Genomic DNA, 20,316 nt, shown 5'->3' on the forward strand with positions numbered 1-20,316 from the left:
TTGGGGATTCCCCGCGATTTTTGCCAATTGACGTGAGATCGCGGGGAATCCAGGCTGGGACCATGGACCCCCTGGAGAGCACAGACGCCCTGGCCCCGCTCGGCGGCGCCGAGTTCGCGCCCACGCGGACCTATCTCAACACCTCCGCCTGCGGGCTGCTGCCCCGCCGCACCATCGAGGCCGTCACCCTCCTCGCCGAGGAGACCGCGGCCGGCCGCGCCGACGGCGCCGGCAGCTTCGACATCGTCGACGAGGCGCGGGCCGCCTTCGCCCGGCTCGCCCACGTCACCTCCGACCGGGTCGCGGTCGGCAGCTCGGTCTCCGTCCACGTCGGCATGGTGGCGCAGTCCATGCCGGCCGGGGCGGAGATCCTCTTCCCGGAGGACGAGTTCTCCTCCGTCGTCACCCCGTTCACGATCCGCGGCGACCTCAAGACCCGCTTCGTGCCCCTTGAGCGGCTCGCCGAGTCGGTGCGGCCGGAGACCGCGCTCGTCGCCTTCTCCGCCGTGCAGTCGAAGGACGGCCGGACCGCCGACTTCGCCGCGATCCGCGCCGCGGCGGCCGCGCACGGCGCCCGTACCCTCTTCGATGCCACCCAGTCGGCCGGCTGGCTGCCGATGCACGCCGGGGAGTGGGACTTCACCGTCTCCGCCGGCTACAAGTACCTGCTCTGCCCGCGCGGGGCGTCCTTCCTCACCGTCACCGAGGAGGCGCAGGACGCGCTGCTGCCGATCCACGCGGGCTGGGTCACCGGCGAGGAGCGGTGGGTCAACAGCTACGGCCCGGTGCGTGAACTGGCCCGCTCCGCCAAGCGGTTCGACGAACCCCCGGCCTTCATGTCGTACCACGGCGCGGCGCGGTCGCTCGCCCTCCTGGAGGAGATCGGCATCGAGCGGATCGAGGCCCACAACAAGGCCCTCGCCGCCCGCTTCCGCGCCGGGCTCACCGCGCTCGGCCACGCCCCGGTCCCGGACGAGTCGACCGTCGTCGGCGTCCCCGGCCTCGGCGACCGGGCCGAAGCGCTCCGCGGGGCCGGGGTGCTGCTCTCGGCCCGCGCGGGCAATCTGCGGGCCTCGTTCCACCTCTACAACTCCGCGGCGGACGTCGACCGGGCCCTGGAGGTCATCGCCGCCTAGGGCCCGCCCCGGGGCCGGCTAGCGGGCCTTCCCCGGCTCCGCGCACTCGCCGGCCTCCGGGCACAGGTTCTCCTCCAGGTGGGCGAGCAGCCGGGAGAGGTCCGCGCGCTCGGCGGAGCCGAGGCCGGCCAGGGAGCGCTCCTCCAGGTCGCGCCAGACGCCCTCGACGGCGGCGCGCAGCTCCTCGCCCTTCTCCGTCGGCTCGACGAGCACGGCCCGCCGGTCGTCGGGGTCGGGCCGGCGGTGCACGAAGCCGCACTGCTCCAGGCGCTGGAGCATCTTGGTGACCGTCGACGGGTCGAGCCCGAGCCGCTCGATCAGTACGGACTGGCGGGCCGGACCGCAGTCCCACAGCGCCATCATCAGGAACTCCTGCCCGGGGTGCAGGCCCAGCTCCTTGAGCAGCCGGCCGGCCGCGATCCGGTGCAGCCGGGCCACCCGGGACAGGGCGTGGCTGACCGGGCCGCCGCGGGCGGCGGACGGCAGCCGGTCCGCCGGGACGGTACAGACGGGGTCGGTTCCGGGCATGTTCGGCTCCTCGGGCGGGTTCTCTCCTCCAGAGAATATCTTGGCCAGCCAAACAATGCGCTACAGTGGCTCCCGCGGAGATAGTTGGCCGACCAATGTAATGCAATGGTTGGTCGACCACATACCTGCCTGCCTGCCTCGGAAGGACCCGTCATGACCACCGCCTTCGACGCCGTCGACCTCGCCGGCACCCGCCTCGCCAACCGCATCGCCATGGCCCCCATGACCCGCAGCCGGGCCGAGACCGCCGGCCGCGTCCCCACCCCGCTGGTCGCCGAGTACTACGCCCAGCGCGCCACCGCCGGCCTGATCATCACCGAGGGCGTCCAGCCCACCGCCGTCGGCCAGGGCTACCCCGACACCCCCGGCCTGCACAGCGCCGAGCAGATCGCCGCCTGGCGCCAGGTCACCGACGCCGTCCACGAGCGCGGCGGAAAGATCTTCGCCCAGCTGATGCACGCCGGCCGGATCAGCCACCCCGAGGTCCTCGGCGACGGCCTGCACCCCGTCGGCCCCTCCGCCGTCGCCCCGGCCGGACAGCTCTTCGCCGGCCCCGGCATGAAGGACTTCCGCACCCCGCGCGAACTCACCGCCGACGAGATCCACGAGACGGTCGAGGGCTTCGCCCAGGCCGCCCGCAACGCCGTCGAGGCCGGCTTCGACGGCGTCGAGATCCACGGCGCCAACGGCTACCTGGTCCACCAGTTCCTCGCCGACAACGCCAACCGGCGCACCGACGAGTGGGGCGGCTCCGTCGAGAACCGCATCCGCTTCGCCGTCGAGGTCGTCAAGGCCGTCGCCGCCGCCGTCGGCCCCGAGCGCACCGGCCTGCGCCTCTCCCCGGCCAACACCTACAACGACATCGCCGAGACCGACACCGAGGAGATCTACCCGGCCCTCGTCGCGGCCGTCGAGCCCCTCGGCATCGCGTACCTGCACGTCCTGGAGACGAACGCCGAGGTCCGCGAGCTGACCCTCGACCTGCGCAAGGCGTTCAGCGGCACCTTCATCCTCAACCCGGCCACCGAGGGCCCGACCGGTCCGGGCGCCCTGGCCCTGATCGAGGACGGCACCGCCGACCTCGTCGCCTTCGGCGCGCTCTTCATCGCCAACCCGGACCTCCCGGCCCGCCTCCAGGCCGGCGGCCCGTTCAACACCCCGGACCCCGCCACCTTCTTCGGCGGCGACCACCGCGGCTACACCGACTACCCGTCGCTGTAACCCGGGACGGGGCCCGATCGCGGGGTGGACGGTGTGTAGGGGCGGCCCCTACCGCCCCCACGCCTCCGTCACCGCGCGGCGCGCGCCCTCCAGGTCCACCGCGCGGCCCGTCTCCGCGAGGGCCGCGCCGAGCGCCGCCAGCGAGGACAGCACCGCACCCGGGGTGGCGTCCACCCCGTAGTGGTTCACCCGGATCATCTCCTTCGCCAGCGCGCCTCCGCCCGCGATCAGCGGCAGCGACGGGTCGGCGGCGAGCGCCTTCGCCACCAGCTCCGAGGCGTCCACGCCGGCCGGGACGCGCAGCGTCGTAGCGACCGGGGCCGCGTCCTTCGCCTCGTACACGTACGGCTCGATCCCGCCGCCCAGGGCCAGCGCCCCCGCGCGGGTCGCCGCGGCGGCGGCCGCGTGCCGGGCCATCAGCGCGTCCAGGCCCTCCGCCTCGATGCGGTCCAGACACGCCTCCAGGGCCAGCATCTCCAGCTGCGCCGGGGCGTGCAGCAGCGCCTTGCGGCCGCCGTCGATCCACCGCTCCTTCCAGTCCAGGAGGGAGAGGTACGAACGGCGCGGCGCCGCCGGGTTCGCGGCGAAGCGCTCCCAGGCCCGCGCGCTCACCGACACCGCCGAGACGCCGGCCGGGCCGCCCATCGCCTTCTGCGCGCCGATGATGCACATGTCGACGCCCCACGCGTCCGGCGTCACCGGCTCGGCGCCCACGGACGCCACCGCGTCCAGGTAGAACAGCGCGCCGTGCGCCCGCACGACCTCGCCGATCTCCGCGACCGGGTTGGTGTTGCCGGTCGCCGCCTCCGCGTGCACGAGGGACACGAAGTCGATCTCCGGGTGCTCCTCGAAGGCCCGCGCCACCTGCTCCGCGGTCACCGCCGTGTGGAACGGCACCTCCAGGTCGACCACCGTGGCGCCGCAGTCCCGCAGCCAGTTGCCGAAGGTCTGCCCGTACGGGCCGGTGACGATGTTCAGCGCGGTCGAGCCCGCCCGCGCCCCGCTGCGGATGCAGCCCTCCAGCGGCAGCAGCGCCTCGCCCTGGGTGATCACCACGTCCTGCTCGGTGGAGAGCAGCGCGGCGACCCGGCGCTCGATCGACGCGAAGTGCGCGGCGGTCAGCGGGGCCAGGTCCAGGAGCGGGTGTGTCACGGTCACGGCGGTGCCTTCTTCGGGGTCGAATGCGTGTCGCATACATCGGTTTCGAGCTCGTGCCAGCGTAAGTGTTCTGTCCGAGGCGACGTGCCGTCACGGTGGTGTTCGGAACGTGTCACAGGCCGCGTACCGCCGGGTCCGGGCGCTTCCCACCGGAACGGCGTCGATGGGATGTTGCGGGCCGGAGCGGCCCGCACGAGGCGCCGCAGGGAGAAAACGGGGTGGACACCATGGCTCGGAGAACCGACAGAACCGACATGAGCGAGGGGACCGAGAGGACCGGCAGAACCGCCCGGCGGGGCTCGCTGCGCCGGGCGGCCGTGACCGCCGCGGTGCTCGCCGTCGCCGCGCCGCTGACCCTCGGCGCCGCCGGGCACGCGGGAGCGGCGGGGCCGGCCGCCGCGCCGGGGGCCGTGCGGGCGGCCGCGGACCGCCCGATCGTCTTCGCCCGCTACAACGCGGCCGCGCCCGTCGAGGACCTGTACGCGATCTCCCCGACCGGCGGCGCGCCCGTCAAGCAGCTCACCCACACCCCCGACGTCAGCGACGTGATGCCCAGCTGGTCCCCGGACGGCACTCGGGTGGCGTTCCTCCGCTACGGGTCCGGCGGCGCCGTCGACGGCATCTGGACGATGAAGAGCACGGGCGGCGACCTGAAGCCCGTGCCCGGCACCAAGGGCGCCTCCGACCCGGCGTGGTCCCCGGACGGCACGCGGATCGCCTACTCCAAGCCGGTCGGCACTCAGCGCGAGATCTACGTGTCCGACGTCGACGGCAGCCCCGCCAAGCGGCTCACCCACACCGCGGCGGACGAGTTCCACCCGACCTGGTCCCCGGACGGCGGGTCCCTGGCGTACAGCCGCGCGGACGCGTCCGGGCACAGCAGGCTGATGCGGATCGAGCTGTCCACCCTGGCGCAGACGCCGGTCACCCTGGCCTTCTCCCAGGACTGGACGCCCGACTGGTCGCGCGGCAACCGGATCGTCTTCGGCCGGGTGGACTCCACCGGCTTCGCCCACCTCTACGTCGTCCGCCCCGACGGCGGGGGACTGCACCGCATCACCTCGGCCCGCGCCAACGACGAGTACCCCTCCTGGTCGCCGGACGGCAGGCGCCTGGTCTTCACCCGGGGCGGCACCGACGACGCGGACCCCGAGCACCTCTTCCTGGTACGGGCCGACGGCACCGCGCTCACCCAGCTCACCAAGGCCGACTCGCACGACCTGGAGGCCGACTGGCGGCCGTAGCCCGCGTCAGCGGCTCCCGTCAGGAAGGTGACGAAGATCGCCGCCCGGGAGCCGGGCGGCGGCTCGTAGAGTGCGGGTATGAGCGATCACGTGGTGCTGCATGTGAAGGGGCGGGTGCTCGTCGGCCCGGAGGACGTACGGGACGAAGTGTGGTGCGTCGACGGGCGGATCACGTTCGAGCGGCCGCCCGCGGCCCTCGCCGCAGAGACCCTGACCGTCGAGGGCTGGGCGCTGCCCGGCCTGGTCGACGCCCACTGCCATGTCGGGCTCGACAAGCACGGTCCGGTCGACGAGGGCACGGCAGAGAAGCAGGCCCTGACCGACCGGGACGCCGGCACGCTCCTGATCCGTGACGCCGGTTCGCCGTCCGACACGCGCTGGATCGACGCCCGCGAGGACCTGCCGAAGATCATCCGTGCGGGCCGGCACATCGCCCGCACCCGCCGCTACATCCGCAACTACGCCCACGAGATCGAGCCCGACGAGCTCGTCGAATACGTCGGCCGCGAGGCCCGGCGCGGCGACGGCTGGGTCAAGCTGGTCGGCGACTGGATCGACCGCGGCCTCGGCGACCTGGCGCCGTCCTGGCCGCGCGCCGAGGTGGAGGCCGCCATCGCCGAGGCGCACCGGCTCGGCGCCCGCGTCACCGCGCACTGCTTCGCCGAGGACTCGCTGCGCGACCTGGTCGAGGCGGGCATCGACTGCGTCGAGCACGCCACCGGCCTCACCGAGGAGACCATCCCGCTCTTCGCCGAGCGCGGGGTCGCCATCGTGCCCACGCTCGTCAACATCGCGACCTTCCCGCACCTCGCGGACGGCGGCGAGGAGAAGTTCCCGCGCTGGTCCGCCCACATGCGCCGGCTGTACGAGCGGCGGTACGACACGGTCCGCGCCGCCTGGGACGCGGGCGTCCCGGTCTTCGTCGGCACCGACGCGGGCGGCTCGCTGCCGCACGGCCTGGTCGCCGCCGAGGTCGAGGAGCTGACGAAGGCCGGCATCCCCGCGCTCGACGCCCTCTCCGCCACCACCTGGCACGCCCGCGCCTGGCTGGGCCGTCCCGCTCTGGAGGAGGGCGCGCCGGCCGACCTCGTCGTCTACGGCGAGGACCCGCGCGCCGACGTCCGCGTCCTCGCGGCGCCCCGCCGGGTCGTCGTCAACGGCCGGGTCATCGCCTAGGACCTCGGGTACGTCGCCAGCCGGGCCTTCTTCGCCGGGATGAAGACCTCCGGCAGGTCCACCTCCGGCAGCACGATCTCCGGGCCGAGCTCGAAGCCGGTCCGGGCGAGCCGGGTGAGCACCTTCTCGTTGGCGGCGTCCGGCTCGCCGACGATCCGGGTGTGCCCGGTCAGCGCGAAGTCGAGCAGGGCGGTGAGCAGCCCCTCGGTGAAGCCCCGCTCGGGCGCGACCGTGGGCGCGACGAACAGGTGCACGCCGATGTCGCCGGGCCGGGCCTCGTAGCACTCGGAGATCCGGTCGGCCCCGGGGTCGTAGGTCTGGAAGACGGCCACCGGCTCGTCGTCGCGGTGGACGAGGAAGCCGTGGTGGGTGGTGAGCGAGTCGAGGTGCGCGTAGACGTCCCGCACCTGCTCGACGGTGGTGCCGTTCATGCCCCAGAAGCGGGCGCGCTCCTCGTTCACCCAGCGGTGGATGAGCGGCGCGTCGGCGTCGGGGTCGATGCGGTCGACGCGGACGGTGCCGAAGCCCTCGACGTGCTGTGTGTGCTCAGTCCTGCTCATGGTCTTCCTTCACGAGGTCGTTCCAGTCGGTGGTGACAGGGGCGAGTTCGCCCCGCAGCCACAGGGGCAGCTGGTCGCGGTGGTGCGGGTCGCCGGCCACGCCGGAGGCGCCGAAGGGCACGACCCACCGGCTGCGGTCGCGGTCGGCCAGGTCCCACACGTAGCGGGCGGCGGAGGCGCGGGCGCTGCGGTCGGTCCAGCCGGGCACGCTGGAGGTGGAGAGCACACAGTCGTGGTCGCCGCCGAGCCCCGGCCACTGGTCGTCGTCCGCGTCCGGAAGCGCCTGCCAGGGCGCGAGCCGGTGCGTCACCGCCCAGGCCGGCGGCGGATCGCCCGCGGCGACCTCCTCCAGCGCCTCTCGTACGGTTCGGGCCACGTCCTCGTCCGGTACGGGCCCGGTGACGAGCAGCGTCTCCAGGGCGAGGCCCACCCGGGGACCGAGCGCCAGCCAGGGCCGGAAGAGCGCGGGGTACGGGGCGGGTTCGCGCAGTTCCGTGAAGGCCGGGTGCGCGGCCAGGCGCCGTACGACCGCGCCGCGCACCGCCGCGTAGAGCCCGGCGTCCGCGCTGTCGGCGTCCATCCGCCGGTCCCAGCCGAGGAGCGCGGCCCGCACCCGGCGGGCGGCGCGGGAGAGAGCGGACGTGTCGGTGGCGCGGACCCGCTCCAGGAGCCGTCGGGCGGACGGGTTGTCGGTGTCGGCGTGGACGGCGGCCATCGCGTCCGGCGTCCAGGAGTCGGAGGCGTCGAGGAGGGCGGCTATGCGCTCGGCCCGGTGCGGTGGCGCGAACTCGACGCCGAGCGGCGCGGCGAGCCCGCGCTCGTTGGCCATCACGGCGTGTCCGCCGACGGCGGCCCGGGGCATGGCGGCGGCCCGGCCGGTCCAGGCGTGCGCGGCGTCCCACGAGGGCACCACGCGCAGGGAGTTGGCCCGGTCCCGTACCGGAACGTACCCGGCCACCCGGTGCAGCAGCCCGCCGTCGGCGTCGGCGGCCTGCACGACGTTCACCGGCTCGACCCACCCGTCGAGCGCGCGGTCCACGTCCGCGACGGTCCGCGCGCGCAGCAGCGCGGGCAGCACGGACAAGCCCGACTCGCCGGTGACGCGGGGCGGGTAGCGGAGGCTGACCGCCTCCCATTCGCGGCCGACGGCTGCGCCGGAGCCCGTTGTCCGCCCGGGGCCGGCGGCCTGCTCGGCGTCGCCCGCCTGCTCGGCGCCGGCCGCCGGCGCGGCCTCCGGGGCCGGGGCGTGGTCCGCCGGGGCGTGGTCCGCAGAGACACCGTCCGTCGTGCCGTGGTCCGCGGGGGCGCGGTCCGTCGAGGGGCGGCCCGCCGGGCCGGTCGTTCCCGCGCCGGGGACGCCCGCACGTTCCGGGCCTCCCGCACGTTCCGCACGTTCCGCGCCGTCCGCGCCGTCCGCGCCCTCCGCACGTTCCGCGCCGTCCGCGCCGTCCGCGGCCTCCGGGCCCTCCGCGGCCTCCGCGGCCTCCGGGCCCTCCGCGGCCTCCGGGCCCTCCGCGGCCTCCGGGCCCTCCGCGCCGATGATCACCGGGCCCCGGGCCGTCTCGATCACCTCGATCACGGTCGGCCGCGTCGCGCCCTTCACCCGCACGCTCTCGGTGTGCGCGGTGGCCGGTTCCCAGCCGTCCGGGCCGAGGGCCTCGACGCGGCCGTCGGAGAGGCGGCGGAGGCGCTCGCGGTAGAGGTCCTGGCAGTCGGCCATGGCGTTGGTGATGGCCCAGGCGACCCGGCCGGCGTGGCCGAAGTGGGCGAGGCCGGGGACGCCGGGGACGGCGAGGCCGAGGACGTCGTAGTCGGGGCAGGAGAGACGTATCTGCTGATAGACGCCGGGCGCCTCGATGAAGCGGTGCGGGTCGCCGGCCACGAGCGGCGCGCCGCTCGCCGTACGGGCGCCGGAGACGACCCAGCCGTTGGAGCCGGCCGTGCCGGGGCCGTCCGAGGCGAAGAGCTCCGTCCACTCCTCGCCGAGGTGCCGGGCGACCTCCTCGCGCCACAGCTTGGTGGGGAAGCCCGCGAAGAGGATGTGGGTGGAGAGCCACACCGCGAGCGGCGTCCACGGCTCCCAGCGGCCGGGCGCGAGCCCCGTCGCCGCGAACTCGGTTGCCCGCCGGGCCCCTTCGGCCAGGCCGTCGTTGACCCCGTCCACGTACGCCCGCACCCATGCGGCCGTCTCCGCGTCGAGGCGGTCGTGGCAGCGGCGCGCGGTGTCGGCGAGCCGGGCCTGCCGGACGAAGGTGTCCCAGCCGGTCTCCGCCGCGCCGAGGAACTCCGCCGTTGTGCCCTGCGCCCGGTGTCGCTCCACCTCCAGCTGCCAGGCCCGGTCGAGGGCGGTGACCCGGCCCTGGGCGCGGGCGAGTTCGCGCGGGTCGGCGGCGCGCAGATGAGGGACGCCGAAGGCGTCCCGGAAGACCTCGATGCTCACTGCGCTCCCCGCGCTCCCCGACTTGGTTAGGTTAGCCTGCCCTAAATTAATCTACCAGGGCCGTGGCGCGGGGTCGTGCGGCGCGTTGACGATTCGTTACTCCGGCCCGGCGCGTGTCGTTGTTGTTCCTTCGTCGAAGGGGTCTCCGCGCCCGCGCGCGGTGACGCGCGGGGCTCGTGATGACGGTTGTGTCGATTTCATTCGAAAATGAGCACGGAAACCACCCTTTAGGGTGAACTCACGCCAGGTGTCTGCCAGTTCACCCACAGTGCGTAAAGATTCCGGTGTCTCAAGTCGCCGGAGCCGCAACGACCCACAGTCCCCGTGGCGAGCGGCCGGCGACGCCATGTCTCTTGTGGGGGTTCCACCGCCTTGAACAGCAACACCTTCCGCCTGCCCGCACGCCGTTCCGCCGCCGCGGCCACCGTCGCCGCACTCGCCGTCGGCCCGCTGGTCCTCGCCGCGCCGGCCGCCCACGCCGACGGGGGCTCGAACGGCGGCGGACAGGGCCACGCCACCGCCGTCGTCCTGCGCACCACCCTCGACGTCGACCTGCTCAACAAGACGGTGAACGTGCCCGTGCGCGCCTCCCTCAACGAGGTCGAGGCGCCGGCCAGCGCCGCGAAGACCGCGCTCAGCGTGAAGGTGCAGGGCGCGGAGGGCGGCGAGCCCGTCGACATCCTGAAGGCTGACGTCGCCACCTCCGAGGCGACCGTGGAGGGGAACACCGCCCAGGGCCACGTCAACCTCGCCAAGGCCCGGATCCACGTCCCCGGACTCCCGGCCCTGTCCCTGATCGAACTGGAGAAGGTCACCTCCAAGGCCGTCTGCGAGGCCGGCAAGCACCCGGTCGCCGAGTCGAACCTGCTCGGCCACGTCACCGTCCTCGGCAAGAAGACGACCCTCTCCACCGGCGGCCAGACCAAGGTCAGCGTCCCGGGTGTCGGCGACGTGGTCCTCGACCTCTCCCGCACCTCCACCACCTCCGACACCGCCGCCGCCACCGCGCTCGAACTCTCCGTGGAGGTCAACCCGCTCAAACTGGGCGTCGCCGAGGTCAGGGGCAAGGTCACGCTCGCCGAGGCCACCTGCGCCACCCCGGCCGGCAGCAAGCCGAGCGAACAGCCCAGCGAACAGCCCTCGCACCAGCCCAGCACGCAGCCCTCGCACCAGCCGTCCGCCCAGCCCAGCCACGACACCGGGGTGACCACGCAGAACGGCGGCACCACCCCGACCCAGAACCTCGCCGAGACCGGCGGCAGTTCCATGACGCCGTACCTGGCCGGCGGCGCCGTGCTGCTGCTCGGCGTGGGCGGCGGCGCACTCTTCCTGGCGCGCGGCCGGGCCCGCGCCCGCGGCTGACCGGCCCGAGGGGGAAGAACAAGGGGGCAGACGAGGGGTGGCGCCGGCTCGGCGCCACCCCTCCGTACGAGACCGTACGAGACCGTACGAGACCGTACGAGACCCGAATGAGACCGTACGAGGCCCGCGTCCTCAGCCCAGCAGCAGCAACGCCTGGTCCAGCGCCTGCAGGAAGCGGTTCGTCGTCACCCGGTCCCGCACCGCGAGCCGCAGCCAGTTCCGGTCGAGCCCCGGGAAGGTGTCCCCGCGCCGGGCCGCGAAACCGAGCGCCCGCAGGTGCTCCCGTACCGCGTCCGCGCCCTCGATCCGGACCAGCACGAACGGACCCTCCGCCGCCGCGACCGCCCGCACCTCGTCGAACTCCGCGAGCCCCGCCAGCAGGTGCGCCCGCTCCACCCCGATCCGGTGCGCCGCCTCCTCGGCCTCCACGAGCGCCGCCGGCGACATGCACGCCTCCGCCGCCACCAGGGCCGGCGTCGACACCGGCCACAGCGGCTGTACGCGCTCCAGCGCGGCGATCGTCTCCGGCTCCGCCAGCACGTAGCCGATCCGCAGCCCCGCCAGACCCCAGGTCTTCGTCAGGCTCCGCAGCACCACCAGACCCGGCACGTCCGTCCGCGACGCCAGCGACTCCCGCTCGCCCGGCACCGCGTCCATGAACGCCTCGTCGACCACCAGCCACCGCCCCGGCCGGGCGAGCGACGCGATCGCCGCCGCCGGATGGAGCACGGACGTCGGGTTGGTCGGATTGCCGATCACGACCAGATCCGCGTCCTCCGGCACCGCCGCCGGATCGAACCGGAAGCCGTCCTGCTCGCGCAGCAGCACCCGCTCCACCTCGTGCCCGGCGTCCCGCAGCGCCGCCTCCGGCTCCGTGAACTGCGGATGCACCACCACCGGCCGGCGCGCCGGCAGCGCCCGCGCGAGCAGCACGAACGCCTCCGCCGCGCCCGCCGTCAGCAGCACCCGCCGGCCCGGCAGATCGTGCCGCTCGGCCACCGCCGCCCGCGCCGCCCGCCCGTCCGGATATGCCGCGAGCCCCGTCAGCGAGTCCGCGATCCGCTCCCGCAGCCAGGCGGGCGGGGTGTCCGTCCGCACGTTGACCGCGAGATCGGTCAGCTTCTCGTCCCGCACCTCGGCGTCGCCGTGGTGTCTGAGGTCGTGCGTGTCAGCGGAGCTGTCCGCGGAAGTGTGAATGTCCATGGCCGCCGTCGTGTGGGGGAGTGGGGATGAGGGTGGGGGTGGTGCGTGTGGGGGAAGGGTGGAGCTCGTCAGCGAGATACCCGTGAGTATCGGGCAACAAGCGTGCGGCTGGGGAGACTTCGTTCGGACGAAATGGTGCGGAACGGGCAATGGCGCAGGTCACACACCTGCTCTTCCGCTTCGGCACCAGGAGAACCGCCCCCGGCAGCCCCGCCCCGCGCAGCGCCGCCGCCTCCGCCACCGACGCCGTTCCCGTCGCCGCCAGCGGCACCGCCGATGGATGCGGTACGGCCACGCCGGCCAGTTCCTCGCTCCCGAACGCCCGCACCGGCACCCCGAGCAGCGAAGCCGCCCCGGCGATCCCCGGCTCGCCCGCGCGCACGTCCAGCGTCGCCAGCGCCGTCACGTCCGCGCCCGTCAGCCCCGCCTCCCGCAGCGTCGCCGCCACCAGACCGAGCACCTCCGAGGCCGCGGCCCCGGACCGGGCGCCGACCCCGACGACGACCACGGCGGGGCCGCCCGGCCCGAGGTGCGGGAAAGAGGGCGCATCGGATAGCAAGGGCCCATGGCTGTAGTCGTCGCGCTCGGCGCGTTCCTCATGACGCTGTTCGGCGGCTGGACCGCCCAGCGCGTCACCGACCGCCGCCACCTCGTCCTCGGCCTCGCCGGCGGGCTCATGCTCGGCGTCGTCGGACTCGACCTGCTGCCCGAGGCCATCGGTGCGGCGGGCGAGACGGTCTTCGGCGTGCCCCAGGCCCTGCTGCTCTTCGTCGGCGGCTTCCTCTTCGCCCACGTCGTGGAACGACTCCTCGCCACCCGCCGCGCCGCCCACGGCGCCGAGGCCGGCGACCGCGTCCCGCAGGTCGGCCTCACGGCCGCGGCCGCCATGGTGCTGCACAGCCTCATGGACGGCATCGCCCTCGGCGCCGCCTTCCAGGTCAGCGGCGGCATGGGCGCCACCGTCGCGATCGCCGTCATCACCCACGACTTCGCCGACGGCTTCAACACGTACACGATCACGACTCTCTACGGGAACGCCCGCCGCAAGGCCATCGCCATGCTCCTCGCCGACGCCGTCGCCCCGATCGTCGGAGCCGGCCTCGCCACCCTGTTCACCCTCCCGGAGGAACTGCTCGGCAGCTATCTCGGCTTCTTCGGCGGCGCCCTGCTCTACCTCGCCGCCGCCGAGATCCTGCCCGAGGCCCACCACGAACACCCCGCCCGCACCACCCTGCTCTGCACGATGGCGGGCGTGGCGTTCATCTGGCTCGTCGTGGGCCTCTCCGGCGGCTGAACTCACGCGGCCGGCCTGCCTCCGGCACTCGCGCAGTGCGCCACGAACCGGGCCGCGACCTCCGGAGAACCCGCCCAGTGCGTGTGCAGATAACTGGCGTGCACACCGCCCTGTACGAAGCCCTCGACCCGCATCTCCGGCTGACGCAGCCCCCAGGCCGCCCGCTCCCCGGCTCCCGGCTCGATCACCGTCCGATGGAACTCGTGCCCCCGCATCCGCGTCCCGGCCGCCGCCAGCGCGCTGTCGCTCACCGCGACCGCGTCCCGGTACCCGAGCGTCAGCCGCGGCGACATCCGCGCGTCGGCGTCGAGGACTCCGCACATCGGCCGCCCGTCCAGCGACCGCGCGAGATACAACAGCCCGGCGCACTCGGCGGCGACGGGCGCGCCGGAGCGCGCGAGCGCCGCCACGGCCTCGCGCAGCTTCCCGTTCGCGGACAGCTCCTCCCCGTACACCTCGGGGAACCCGCCGCCTATGACGAGCCCGGACGTGCCCTCGGGGAGGGTTTCGTCGCGGAGGGGATCGAAGGTGACGACCTCGGCGCCCGCGGCGGTGAGGAGTTCCGTGTGCTCGGCGTACGAGAAGGTGAACGCGGCCCCGCCGGCGACTGCGACGACCGGACGTGTTGTGGGCATACGTTCCGCAGGGGCGACGGGGGCACCCCCGGACGGAGTCTGGGGGAGGGTGGGCTCGACGCGACCACCGGCGGGCAGCCGCTCCCCGACCTCAGCCGACCACGGCGTGGCGCCCAGCTCCGGCGCGCTCCGCGCCAGCGCCAGCAGCGCGTCCAGGTCGCAGCCGGCCCGCACCTGCTCCGCCTGCGCAGCCACCGCGGCCACCGCCTGCGCCTGCCGCTCCGCCACCGGCACCAGGCCCAGGTGCCGCGACGGCGTCTCCACCGCCGGCGCCCGCCGCAGCACGCCGAGGACCGGCACACCCGACTCCTCCAGCGCCTCCCGCAGCAGCTGTTCGTGCCGGTCCGTCGCGACCTTGTTGAGGATCACCCCGCCGAGCCGCACCTCCGGGTCCCAGGACGCGAAGCCGTGCACGAGCGCGGCGACCGACCGGGACTGCGACGACGCGTCCACGACCAGCACGACCGGCGCCCGAAGGAGCTTCGCGACCTGCGCGGTGGAGGCGAGTTCGCCCTGGCCGGCGGCCCCGTCGTACAGGCCCATCACGCCCTCGACGACCGCCAGGTCGCAGCCGCGCGCGCCGTGTGCGAACAGCGGCGCGATCAGCTCCGTACCGCACATGAACGCGTCGAGGTTGCGGCCCGGGCGCCCCGTGGCGAGCGCGTGGTAGCCCGGGTCGATGTAGTCCGGGCCGACCTTGTGCGGGGAGACCGCGAGACCACGGCCGGCGAACGCGGCCATCAGGCCGGTCGCGACCGTGGTCTTGCCCGCGCCCGAGGACGGGGCGGCGATGACGAGACGTGCTACCACTCGATGCCCCGCTGGCCCTTCTGACCCGCGTCCATCGGGTGCTTCACCTTCGACATGTCGGTCACGAGGTCCGCGAAGTCCATGAGCTCCTGCGGCGCGTTGCGGCCGGTGATGACGACGTGCTGCTGCCCCGGACGGTTCGCGAGCACCTCGATCACCTCCTTGGTGTCGATCCAGCCCCAGTGCAGCAGGTACGCGAACTCGTCGAGGACGTAGAACCGGTACTTCTCCTCGGCCAGGTCGCGCTTGACCTGCTCCCAGCCCTCGCGCGCCTTCTCCTCGTGCGACTGCTCGCCCTCGGCGACCTCGCGCTGGATCCAGGACCAGCCCTCGCCCATCTTGTTCCAGACGACCGTGCCGCCCTTGCCGGTCTCGCCGAGCGCCTTCAGCGCGTTCTCCTCGCCGACCCGCCACTTCGCGGACTTGACGAACTGGAACACCCCGATCGGCCAGCCCTGGTTCCAGGCGCGCAGCGCCATGCCGAACGCGGCGGTCGACTTCCCCTTGCCGACGCCCGTGTGCACCATCACCAGTGCGCGGTTGCGGCGCTGACGGGTGGTGAGACCGTCGTCCGGAACGACGGTCGGCTGTCCCTTAGGCATTACGCGGCCCTCCTGGCGGCAGAGTGGTTGTCCTGTGCGTGACGGACGGTACGGACGAGCCCGGCGATCGAGTCGGCGCGCAGCTCGTCCAGGGTGACGGCGGTGCCGCCGAGTTCACGGGCGAGGTTCCCGGCGAGACCGAGCCGCACCGGGCCCGACTCGCAGTCCACGACCACCGCGGCCGTGCCGTCGGCGGCGTGCAGCCGCGCGGCCCGCGCCGCGAGCCCCACCGGGTCCGCGCCGCCGCCGGTGGCCCGGCCGTCGGTCACGACGACGAGCAGCGGACGGCGCGAGGCATCGCGCAGCCGCTCCACGCGCAGCACGTCGTGCGCCTTGAGCAGACCCGCGGACAGCGGGGTGCGGCCCCCGGTCGGAAGCTGTTCGAGCCGGGCCGCGGCCGCGTCCACCGACGAGGTCGGCGGCAGGGCGAGCTCGGCGCCCTTGCCCCGGAAGGTCACCAGACCGACCTTGTCGCGCCGCTGGTAGGCGTCGAGCAGCAGCGAGAGCACCGCGCCCTTCACGGCGCCCATGCGCTGCCGCGCCGCCATCGACCCGGACGCGTCCACGACGAACAGGACCAGGTTGCCCTCCCGGCCCTCGCGGACCGCCTGCCGCAGATCGTCCCGGCGCACCACCAGACCGCGGCCGTCGCGGCCGCGCGCCTTCTGGTGCGGGGCGGCGGCCTGCACGGTCGCGGCCAGGTGCAGCTTGGTCAGCGCGCCCTTGGGGCGGGTCGCGCCGGTGGTCCGGCCGTGCTCGGTACGGGCCCGGGAGCGGCGCCCGGCCGCGCCCTCGCCGAGTCCCGGCACGCTGAGCATCCTCGTACGGAAGGGCTCGCCGGCCTGGACGGCGGCGCGCTCGCCGGAGCCGGCGCCGGGGCCGCTGTTCTGCGGTGCGGGCGCGCTGTCGGGGACCTCGGAGGTCTCCGGGGCCTCGGGGGCCCCGGACGTCTCGGGCGCGGGGGCGTCCCCCTGCGGCGGGATCCCGCCCCCGCCGCCACCGCCGGGACCACCGTCGCCCGGACCGTCCGGCTCCGGCTCGGGCTCGTCGTCCGGCTCGTCGTCGCCCTTGTACTGCTCCAGCGTCTCGTCGAGCTTGTCCTCGTCCAGACCGGGAGCGTCGAAGGGGTTGCGCCGCCGCCGGTGGGGGAGCGCGAGCAGCGCCGCCTGCCGTACGTCCTCGGAGGTGACCTCCGTCCGCCCCGCCCACGCGGCGAGCGCGGTCGCCGTGCGGGCCATGACGATGTCGGCGCGCATGCCGTCGACCTCGAACGCGGCGCAGGTCGCGGCGATCTGCAGCAGCACCGCGTCCCCGAGCACCACCTGCGGCAGGAGCTTCCGCGCGGCGACGATCCGCTCCCGCAGCGCCGCCTCCTCGCCGGCCCAGCGGGCGACGAACCCGGCCGGGTCGTCCTCGAACGCCAGCCGCCGCCGTACGACCTCCACCCGCTGCTCCGGCTCGCGGGAGGCGGCCACCTCCACGGTCAGTCCGAACCGGTCGAGCAGCTGGGGCCGCAGCTCACCCTCTTCCGGGTTCATCGTGCCGACGAGCAGGAAGCGGGCGGCGTGCCGTACGGAGACGCCCTCGCGCTCGACGTGCGACTGGCCCATGGCGGCGGCGTCGAGCAGGTGGTCGATGAGGTGGTCGCTCAGCAGGTTGACCTCGTCGACGTACAGGATCCCCCGGTGCGCCGCCGCGAGCAGTCCCGGCTCGAACGCCTTCACGCCCTCGGCGAGCGCCTTCTCGATGTCGAGCGAACCGACGAGCCGGTCCTCGGACGCGCCGACGGGCAGCTCGACCATCCGCGCGGCCCGCGCCTCCCGAGCCCCCTCCCCGTGCGGCCCGTCCGGGCACCCCGGGTCGGGCGCGGCCGGATCACAGCTGAACCGGCACCCGGCGACCACCGTCACCTCCGGCAGCAGCTCGGCGAGCGCACGTACGGCCGTGCTCTTCGCGGTCCCCTTCTCGCCGCGCACGAGGACACCGCCCACCGCCGGGCTCACGGCGTTCAGCAGCAGCGCGAGCCGCAGATCGTCCATGCCGACGACGGCGGTGAACGGATAGCGGGTGCTCATCCCTGGGTCGCTCCTTCGGTTCGCGATGATGCGTCGTCAACATGCCGTCCGGGCACACTTCCTGCCCGGTGGTCGCGGAGATGCCCCCTGACGGTGGCCCGCTGGGCGCCGGCATCGCCCACGCGCACGGGTGCGCCGGCCGTAGCGCCGGCCCGCCTCCGGCGGTCAGCCGCGGTCGGCGTCCGCTCGCCCGTGGCGAAGTCAGCGCCCGCAGCCGCCGACGGCGGGCAACCGCCCACCAGGGCCACCCGCACCCACCCGCACGGGTGGTGCGGGTGGGAACACCGGCCCGGTTGAGGGCCGGGCGCAGCCCCCGCTCGGCTGCGCCGCGCAGCCCGCACGGCCCGCCCGCGGCTCGCGGCGCTCACGGCGCCCCCGGCGGCACGAACGGCAGCCCCTCCGGCGCGCCCTTCTCGATCAGGCGGAGCAGCGCGTCCGTGTCGGCGTGCTCCTCGATCAGGTCGCCGAGGCGGTCCAGCTGCTCCTCGCGCAGGGCGCCGAACGACGTGTCGGGCGCGGGCACGAAGCGCCGCCCGGCCGCCGCCGCGACCTCGCGCAGGAAGGCGCGGCGGAAGCCGTCGCTCTCCAGCGAGCCGTGCCAGTGGGTGCCCCAGACCGCGCCGACGCGGCAGCCGTCCAGGAACGCCTCCCCGCCCCGTACGTCCGCGACGCCGTGGTGGATCTCGTAACCCTCGACGTGCTCGCCGAGGGCCTCGCCGACCGGGCGGGCCAGCGTCTTCTCGGGTGCGAAACGGACCCGTACGGGCAGGAGGCCGAGCCCCTCGACGGAGCCGGCCTTCGACTCGACCTCGTCGTCGATGTGCTCGCCGAGGACCTGGAAGCCGCCGCAGATGCCGAGGACCGGCCGGCCCTCGGCGGCGCGCCGGGCGAGCGCGTCGGCCAGGCCGCGTTCGCGCAGCCACGCCAGCGCCTTGACCGTGCCGCGGGTGCCCGGCACCACCACCAGGTCCGCGTCGGCCAGCTCCTCCGGGCGGTCGACGAAGCGCACGACCACGCCCGGCTCGGCGGCCAGCGCGTCGACGTCGGTGAAGTTGGACATGAGGGGTACGGCGCAGACGGCGACCCGCAGCACGTCCTCGCCGACCGGCGGCGCCACGACGGACTCGCGGACCGTGCCGCGCAGCGAGACGCGCAGGCCGTCCTCCTCGTCGATGCCGAGGCCGTGGGCGTACGGCAGGACGCCGAAGGTACGGCGCCCGGTGAGGCCGTGCAGCATGTCGAGGCCCGGTTCGAGCAGTGTGACGTCGCCGCGGAACTTGTTCACCAGGTAGCCGGCGACCAGCCGCTGGTCCTCGGGCGCGAGGAGCGCGGTCGTGCCGAAGAACTGCGCGAAGACGCCGCCGCGGTCGATGTCGCCGACCACGACGACGGGGAGCCGCGCCGCCCGCGCGATGCCCATGTTGACGATGTCGGTGCGCCGCAGGTTGATCTCGGCCGGGCTGCCGGCGCCCTCGCAGATCACCGCGTCGTGCGTGGCGCGCAGCTCCTCCAGGCAGCCGAGGACCGGCTCGAAGAGCTGCTGCTGGCGGCCGCCGTGGTAGCCGCGGGCGCTCAGCTCGCCGACCGGCTTGCCCATGAGGATCACCTGGCTGGAGCGGTCGCTGCCGGGCTTGAGCAGCACCGGGTTCATCTGCGCCGTCGGCTCGACGCGCGCGGCCTGCGCCTGCATGGCCTGGGCGCGGCCGATCTCGGCGCCCTCCCGGGTCACGAACGAGTTCAGGGACATGTTCTGGCCCTTGAACGGCGCGACCTTCAGGCCCTGCCGGACCAGCCACCGGCAGATGCCGGCCGTGACGACGCTCTTGCCCGCGTCGGACGTGGTCCCGGCGACGAGCAGCCCCCCGCCCTTCATGCGCCCCTCCGCTTCCTGCCGCGTACGGCACTGATGATGGTCCGGCCGCCGACACAGGCGGCCAGGGTCAGCCAGGTCACCCGGCGGGACAGCGTGACGGCCCGCTCGATGTCCGCCACCTCGACGGGCCGCCCGGCCGCGTTGAGGACCGGCCGGTGTTCGACCCGGCCGCCGTACGAAAGGGTGCCGCCGAGCCGTACGCCGAGCGCCCCGGCGAACGCGGCCTCCACCGGGCCGGCGTTGGGGCTCGGGTGGCTGCCCGCGTCCGTCCGCCAGGCCCGTACGGCGCCGCGCGGGTCGCCGCCCGCCACGGCGGCGAGCGCGGCGGTGAGCCGGGCGCCGGGCCAGCCGGCGAGGTCGTCGAGCCGGGCCGAGGCCCAGCCGAAGCGCCGGTAGCGCGGCGACTTGTGGCCGACCATCGCGTCCAGGGTGTTGACCGCCCGGAAGCCGAGCAGGCCCGGCACGCCCGCGACCGCGCCCCAGAACAGGGCGCCCACGACGGCGTCGGAGGTGTTCTCGGCGACCGACTCGACGACCGCGCGGGCCATCGCGGGCCCGTCGAGCGCCTGCGGGTCGCGGCCGACCAGGTGCGGCATGCGTTCCCGGGCGACCTCCAGGTCGCCGGCGGCGAGCGCGCCGCCGATCGCGCGGGCCTCGCGGCCCAGGGTCGTACCGCCGACCACGGCCCACACGGAGGCGGCGGTCAGGGCGACGGAGGCGGTCCGGCTGCCCCGTACCGTACGGGCGGCGAGGGCGCCGAGCGCGACGGTGCCGCCGGCGCAGACGGCGGTGTGCAGGGCGCCCCGGGCGCGGTGGTCGCGGTGCAGGCGCTGCTCGACGGCGGCGGCGGCGCGGCCGAAGGCGGCGACGGGATGGCCGCGCCGGGGGTCGCCGACGAGCAGGTCGACGGCGAGGCCGGCGGCCGCTCCGTACGCGAAGACGGCTGTGCTGCGGGACGGGCTCGGGCCGCGGCCGGGCATGGCGCTGTGTCCTCACTCA

General features: G+C 74.8%; 17 protein-coding genes. 6 read left to right on the forward strand and 11 right to left on the reverse strand.

The features are described 5' to 3' along the window. The first annotated feature begins 62 nt into the window (after positions 1-62). On the forward strand, positions 63-1,136 hold the full coding sequence (locus tag ACWEV0_RS14960) for an aminotransferase class V-fold PLP-dependent enzyme (RefSeq protein ID WP_453149697.1): 1,074 nt from the start codon (positions 63-65) through the stop codon (positions 1,134-1,136). A gap of 18 nt (positions 1,137-1,154) precedes the next feature. On the opposite strand, the gene ACWEV0_RS14965 is transcribed toward ACWEV0_RS14960, so the two are convergent. Further along, complete coding sequence (locus ACWEV0_RS14965) at positions 1,155-1,664, reverse strand: MarR family winged helix-turn-helix transcriptional regulator (protein WP_453149698.1); 510 nt, start codon at positions 1,662-1,664, stop codon at positions 1,155-1,157. A gap of 153 nt (positions 1,665-1,817) precedes the next feature. Between ACWEV0_RS14965 and ACWEV0_RS14970 the strand changes: the two genes are divergently transcribed. After that, the gene (locus ACWEV0_RS14970; RefSeq protein WP_453149699.1) at positions 1,818-2,885 is read left to right on the forward strand and encodes an alkene reductase; all 1,068 of its coding nucleotides are present in this window, start codon (positions 1,818-1,820) and stop codon (positions 2,883-2,885) included. 48 nt (positions 2,886-2,933) lie between these two features. Here ACWEV0_RS14970 and ACWEV0_RS14975 read toward each other — a convergent pair whose 3' ends face one another. Beyond that, complete coding sequence (locus ACWEV0_RS14975; RefSeq protein ID WP_453149728.1) at positions 2,934-4,037, reverse strand: pyridoxal-phosphate-dependent aminotransferase family protein; 1,104 nt, start codon at positions 4,035-4,037, stop codon at positions 2,934-2,936. A gap of 260 nt (positions 4,038-4,297) precedes the next feature. Between ACWEV0_RS14975 and ACWEV0_RS14980 the strand changes: the two genes are divergently transcribed. After that, positions 4,298-5,287 (forward strand): hypothetical protein, encoded by a 990-nt coding sequence (locus ACWEV0_RS14980; RefSeq protein WP_453149700.1) that lies wholly within the window; start codon positions 4,298-4,300, stop codon positions 5,285-5,287. Positions 5,288-5,365: 78 nt separating this feature from the next. Beyond that, the gene (locus ACWEV0_RS14985; RefSeq protein WP_453149701.1) at positions 5,366-6,463 is read left to right on the forward strand and encodes an amidohydrolase family protein; all 1,098 of its coding nucleotides are present in this window, start codon (positions 5,366-5,368) and stop codon (positions 6,461-6,463) included. On the opposite strand, the gene ACWEV0_RS14990 is transcribed toward ACWEV0_RS14985, so the two are convergent. Both ACWEV0_RS14990 and ACWEV0_RS14995 read right to left on the reverse strand, forming a co-directional pair. Next, positions 6,460-7,023 carry a GNAT family N-acetyltransferase gene (locus tag ACWEV0_RS14990; RefSeq protein WP_453149702.1) on the reverse strand — a complete coding sequence of 188 codons (564 nt, stop codon included), beginning with the start codon at positions 7,021-7,023 and terminating at the stop codon, positions 6,460-6,462. The two genes, ACWEV0_RS14985 and ACWEV0_RS14990, sit on opposite strands and share 4 nt — an antisense overlap. Beyond that, entirely contained in the window at positions 7,010-9,463 is a 2,454-nt protein-coding gene (locus ACWEV0_RS14995) for a penicillin acylase family protein (RefSeq protein WP_453149703.1), read from the reverse strand. Before ACWEV0_RS14995 ends, ACWEV0_RS14990 begins: the two co-directional genes overlap by 14 nt. A 372-nt stretch (positions 9,464-9,835) precedes the next feature. Between ACWEV0_RS14995 and ACWEV0_RS15000 the strand changes: the two genes are divergently transcribed. Beyond that, positions 9,836-10,825 (forward strand): SCO1860 family LAETG-anchored protein, encoded by a 990-nt coding sequence (locus ACWEV0_RS15000; protein ID WP_453149704.1) that lies wholly within the window; start codon positions 9,836-9,838, stop codon positions 10,823-10,825. 132 nt (positions 10,826-10,957) lie between these two features. Here the strand turns inward: ACWEV0_RS15000 and cobC are convergent, their stop codons facing one another. Then, entirely contained in the window at positions 10,958-12,028 is a 1,071-nt protein-coding gene (gene cobC, locus ACWEV0_RS15005) for an Rv2231c family pyridoxal phosphate-dependent protein CobC (RefSeq protein WP_453149705.1), read from the reverse strand. After that, positions 11,994-12,476, reverse strand: a complete 483-nt coding sequence (locus tag ACWEV0_RS15010; protein WP_453149706.1) for a cobalamin biosynthesis protein — start codon at positions 12,474-12,476, stop codon at positions 11,994-11,996. The genes cobC and ACWEV0_RS15010 overlap by 35 nt, the downstream gene beginning before the upstream one ends. Before the next feature lie 117 nt (positions 12,477-12,593). Here ACWEV0_RS15010 and ACWEV0_RS15015 point away from each other — a divergent pair, with 117 nt between their 5' ends. Beyond that, positions 12,594-13,322, forward strand: coding sequence for a ZIP family metal transporter (locus ACWEV0_RS15015; RefSeq protein ID WP_453149707.1), 729 nt, complete (start codon positions 12,594-12,596; stop codon positions 13,320-13,322). A gap of 2 nt (positions 13,323-13,324) precedes the next feature. Here ACWEV0_RS15015 and ACWEV0_RS15020 read toward each other — a convergent pair whose 3' ends face one another. The 5 genes from ACWEV0_RS15020 to ACWEV0_RS15040 all read right to left on the reverse strand — a co-directional run bounded on the left by ACWEV0_RS15020 (position 13,325) and on the right by ACWEV0_RS15040 (position 20,297). Next, entirely contained in the window at positions 13,325-14,767 is a 1,443-nt protein-coding gene (locus ACWEV0_RS15020) for a cobyrinate a,c-diamide synthase (RefSeq protein WP_453149708.1), read from the reverse strand. Beyond that, a complete protein-coding gene (gene cobO / locus ACWEV0_RS15025; RefSeq protein WP_403797707.1) occupies positions 14,761-15,369 on the reverse strand; it encodes a cob(I)yrinic acid a,c-diamide adenosyltransferase in 609 nt (202 codons plus the stop codon). The genes ACWEV0_RS15020 and cobO overlap by 7 nt, the downstream gene beginning before the upstream one ends. Further along, positions 15,369-17,444, reverse strand: a complete 2,076-nt coding sequence (locus tag ACWEV0_RS15030; RefSeq protein ID WP_453149709.1) for a putative cobaltochelatase — start codon at positions 17,442-17,444, stop codon at positions 15,369-15,371. The genes cobO and ACWEV0_RS15030 overlap by 1 nt, the downstream gene beginning before the upstream one ends. Positions 17,445-17,808: 364 nt before the next feature. Beyond that, entirely contained in the window at positions 17,809-19,317 is a 1,509-nt protein-coding gene (locus ACWEV0_RS15035) for a cobyric acid synthase (protein ID WP_453149710.1), read from the reverse strand. Beyond that, positions 19,314-20,297 (reverse strand): cobalamin biosynthesis protein, encoded by a 984-nt coding sequence (locus ACWEV0_RS15040; RefSeq protein ID WP_453149711.1) that lies wholly within the window; start codon positions 20,295-20,297, stop codon positions 19,314-19,316. The genes ACWEV0_RS15035 and ACWEV0_RS15040 overlap by 4 nt, the downstream gene beginning before the upstream one ends. Positions 20,298-20,316: the final 19 nt, after the last annotated feature.

It is taken from the genome of Streptomyces sp. NPDC003943 (genome assembly GCF_053605265.1).

Coding starts and splice junctions, on each gene's coding strand:
- cobC (WP_453149705.1), bottom strand. CDS start 12,028: ATGGACATTCACACTTCCGCGGACAGCTCCGCTGACACGCACGACCTC.
- ACWEV0_RS14965 (WP_453149698.1), bottom strand. CDS start 1,664: ATGCCCGGAACCGACCCCGTCTGTACCGTCCCGGCGGACCGGCTGCCG.
- ACWEV0_RS14970 (WP_453149699.1), top strand. CDS start 1,818: ATGACCACCGCCTTCGACGCCGTCGACCTCGCCGGCACCCGCCTCGCC.
- ACWEV0_RS14980 (WP_453149700.1), top strand. CDS start 4,298: ATGAGCGAGGGGACCGAGAGGACCGGCAGAACCGCCCGGCGGGGCTCG.
- ACWEV0_RS15035 (WP_453149710.1), bottom strand. CDS start 19,317: ATGAAGGGCGGGGGGCTGCTCGTCGCCGGGACCACGTCCGACGCGGGC.
- ACWEV0_RS14985 (WP_453149701.1), top strand. CDS start 5,366: ATGAGCGATCACGTGGTGCTGCATGTGAAGGGGCGGGTGCTCGTCGGC.
- ACWEV0_RS15030 (WP_453149709.1), bottom strand. CDS start 17,444: ATGAGCACCCGCTATCCGTTCACCGCCGTCGTCGGCATGGACGATCTG.
- ACWEV0_RS15040 (WP_453149711.1), bottom strand. CDS start 20,297: ATGCCCGGCCGCGGCCCGAGCCCGTCCCGCAGCACAGCCGTCTTCGCG.
- ACWEV0_RS14990 (WP_453149702.1), bottom strand. CDS start 7,023: ATGAGCAGGACTGAGCACACACAGCACGTCGAGGGCTTCGGCACCGTC.
- ACWEV0_RS14960 (WP_453149697.1), top strand. CDS start 63: ATGGACCCCCTGGAGAGCACAGACGCCCTGGCCCCGCTCGGCGGCGCC.
- ACWEV0_RS15015 (WP_453149707.1), top strand. CDS start 12,594: ATGGCTGTAGTCGTCGCGCTCGGCGCGTTCCTCATGACGCTGTTCGGC.
- cobO (WP_403797707.1), bottom strand. CDS start 15,369: ATGCCTAAGGGACAGCCGACCGTCGTTCCGGACGACGGTCTCACCACC.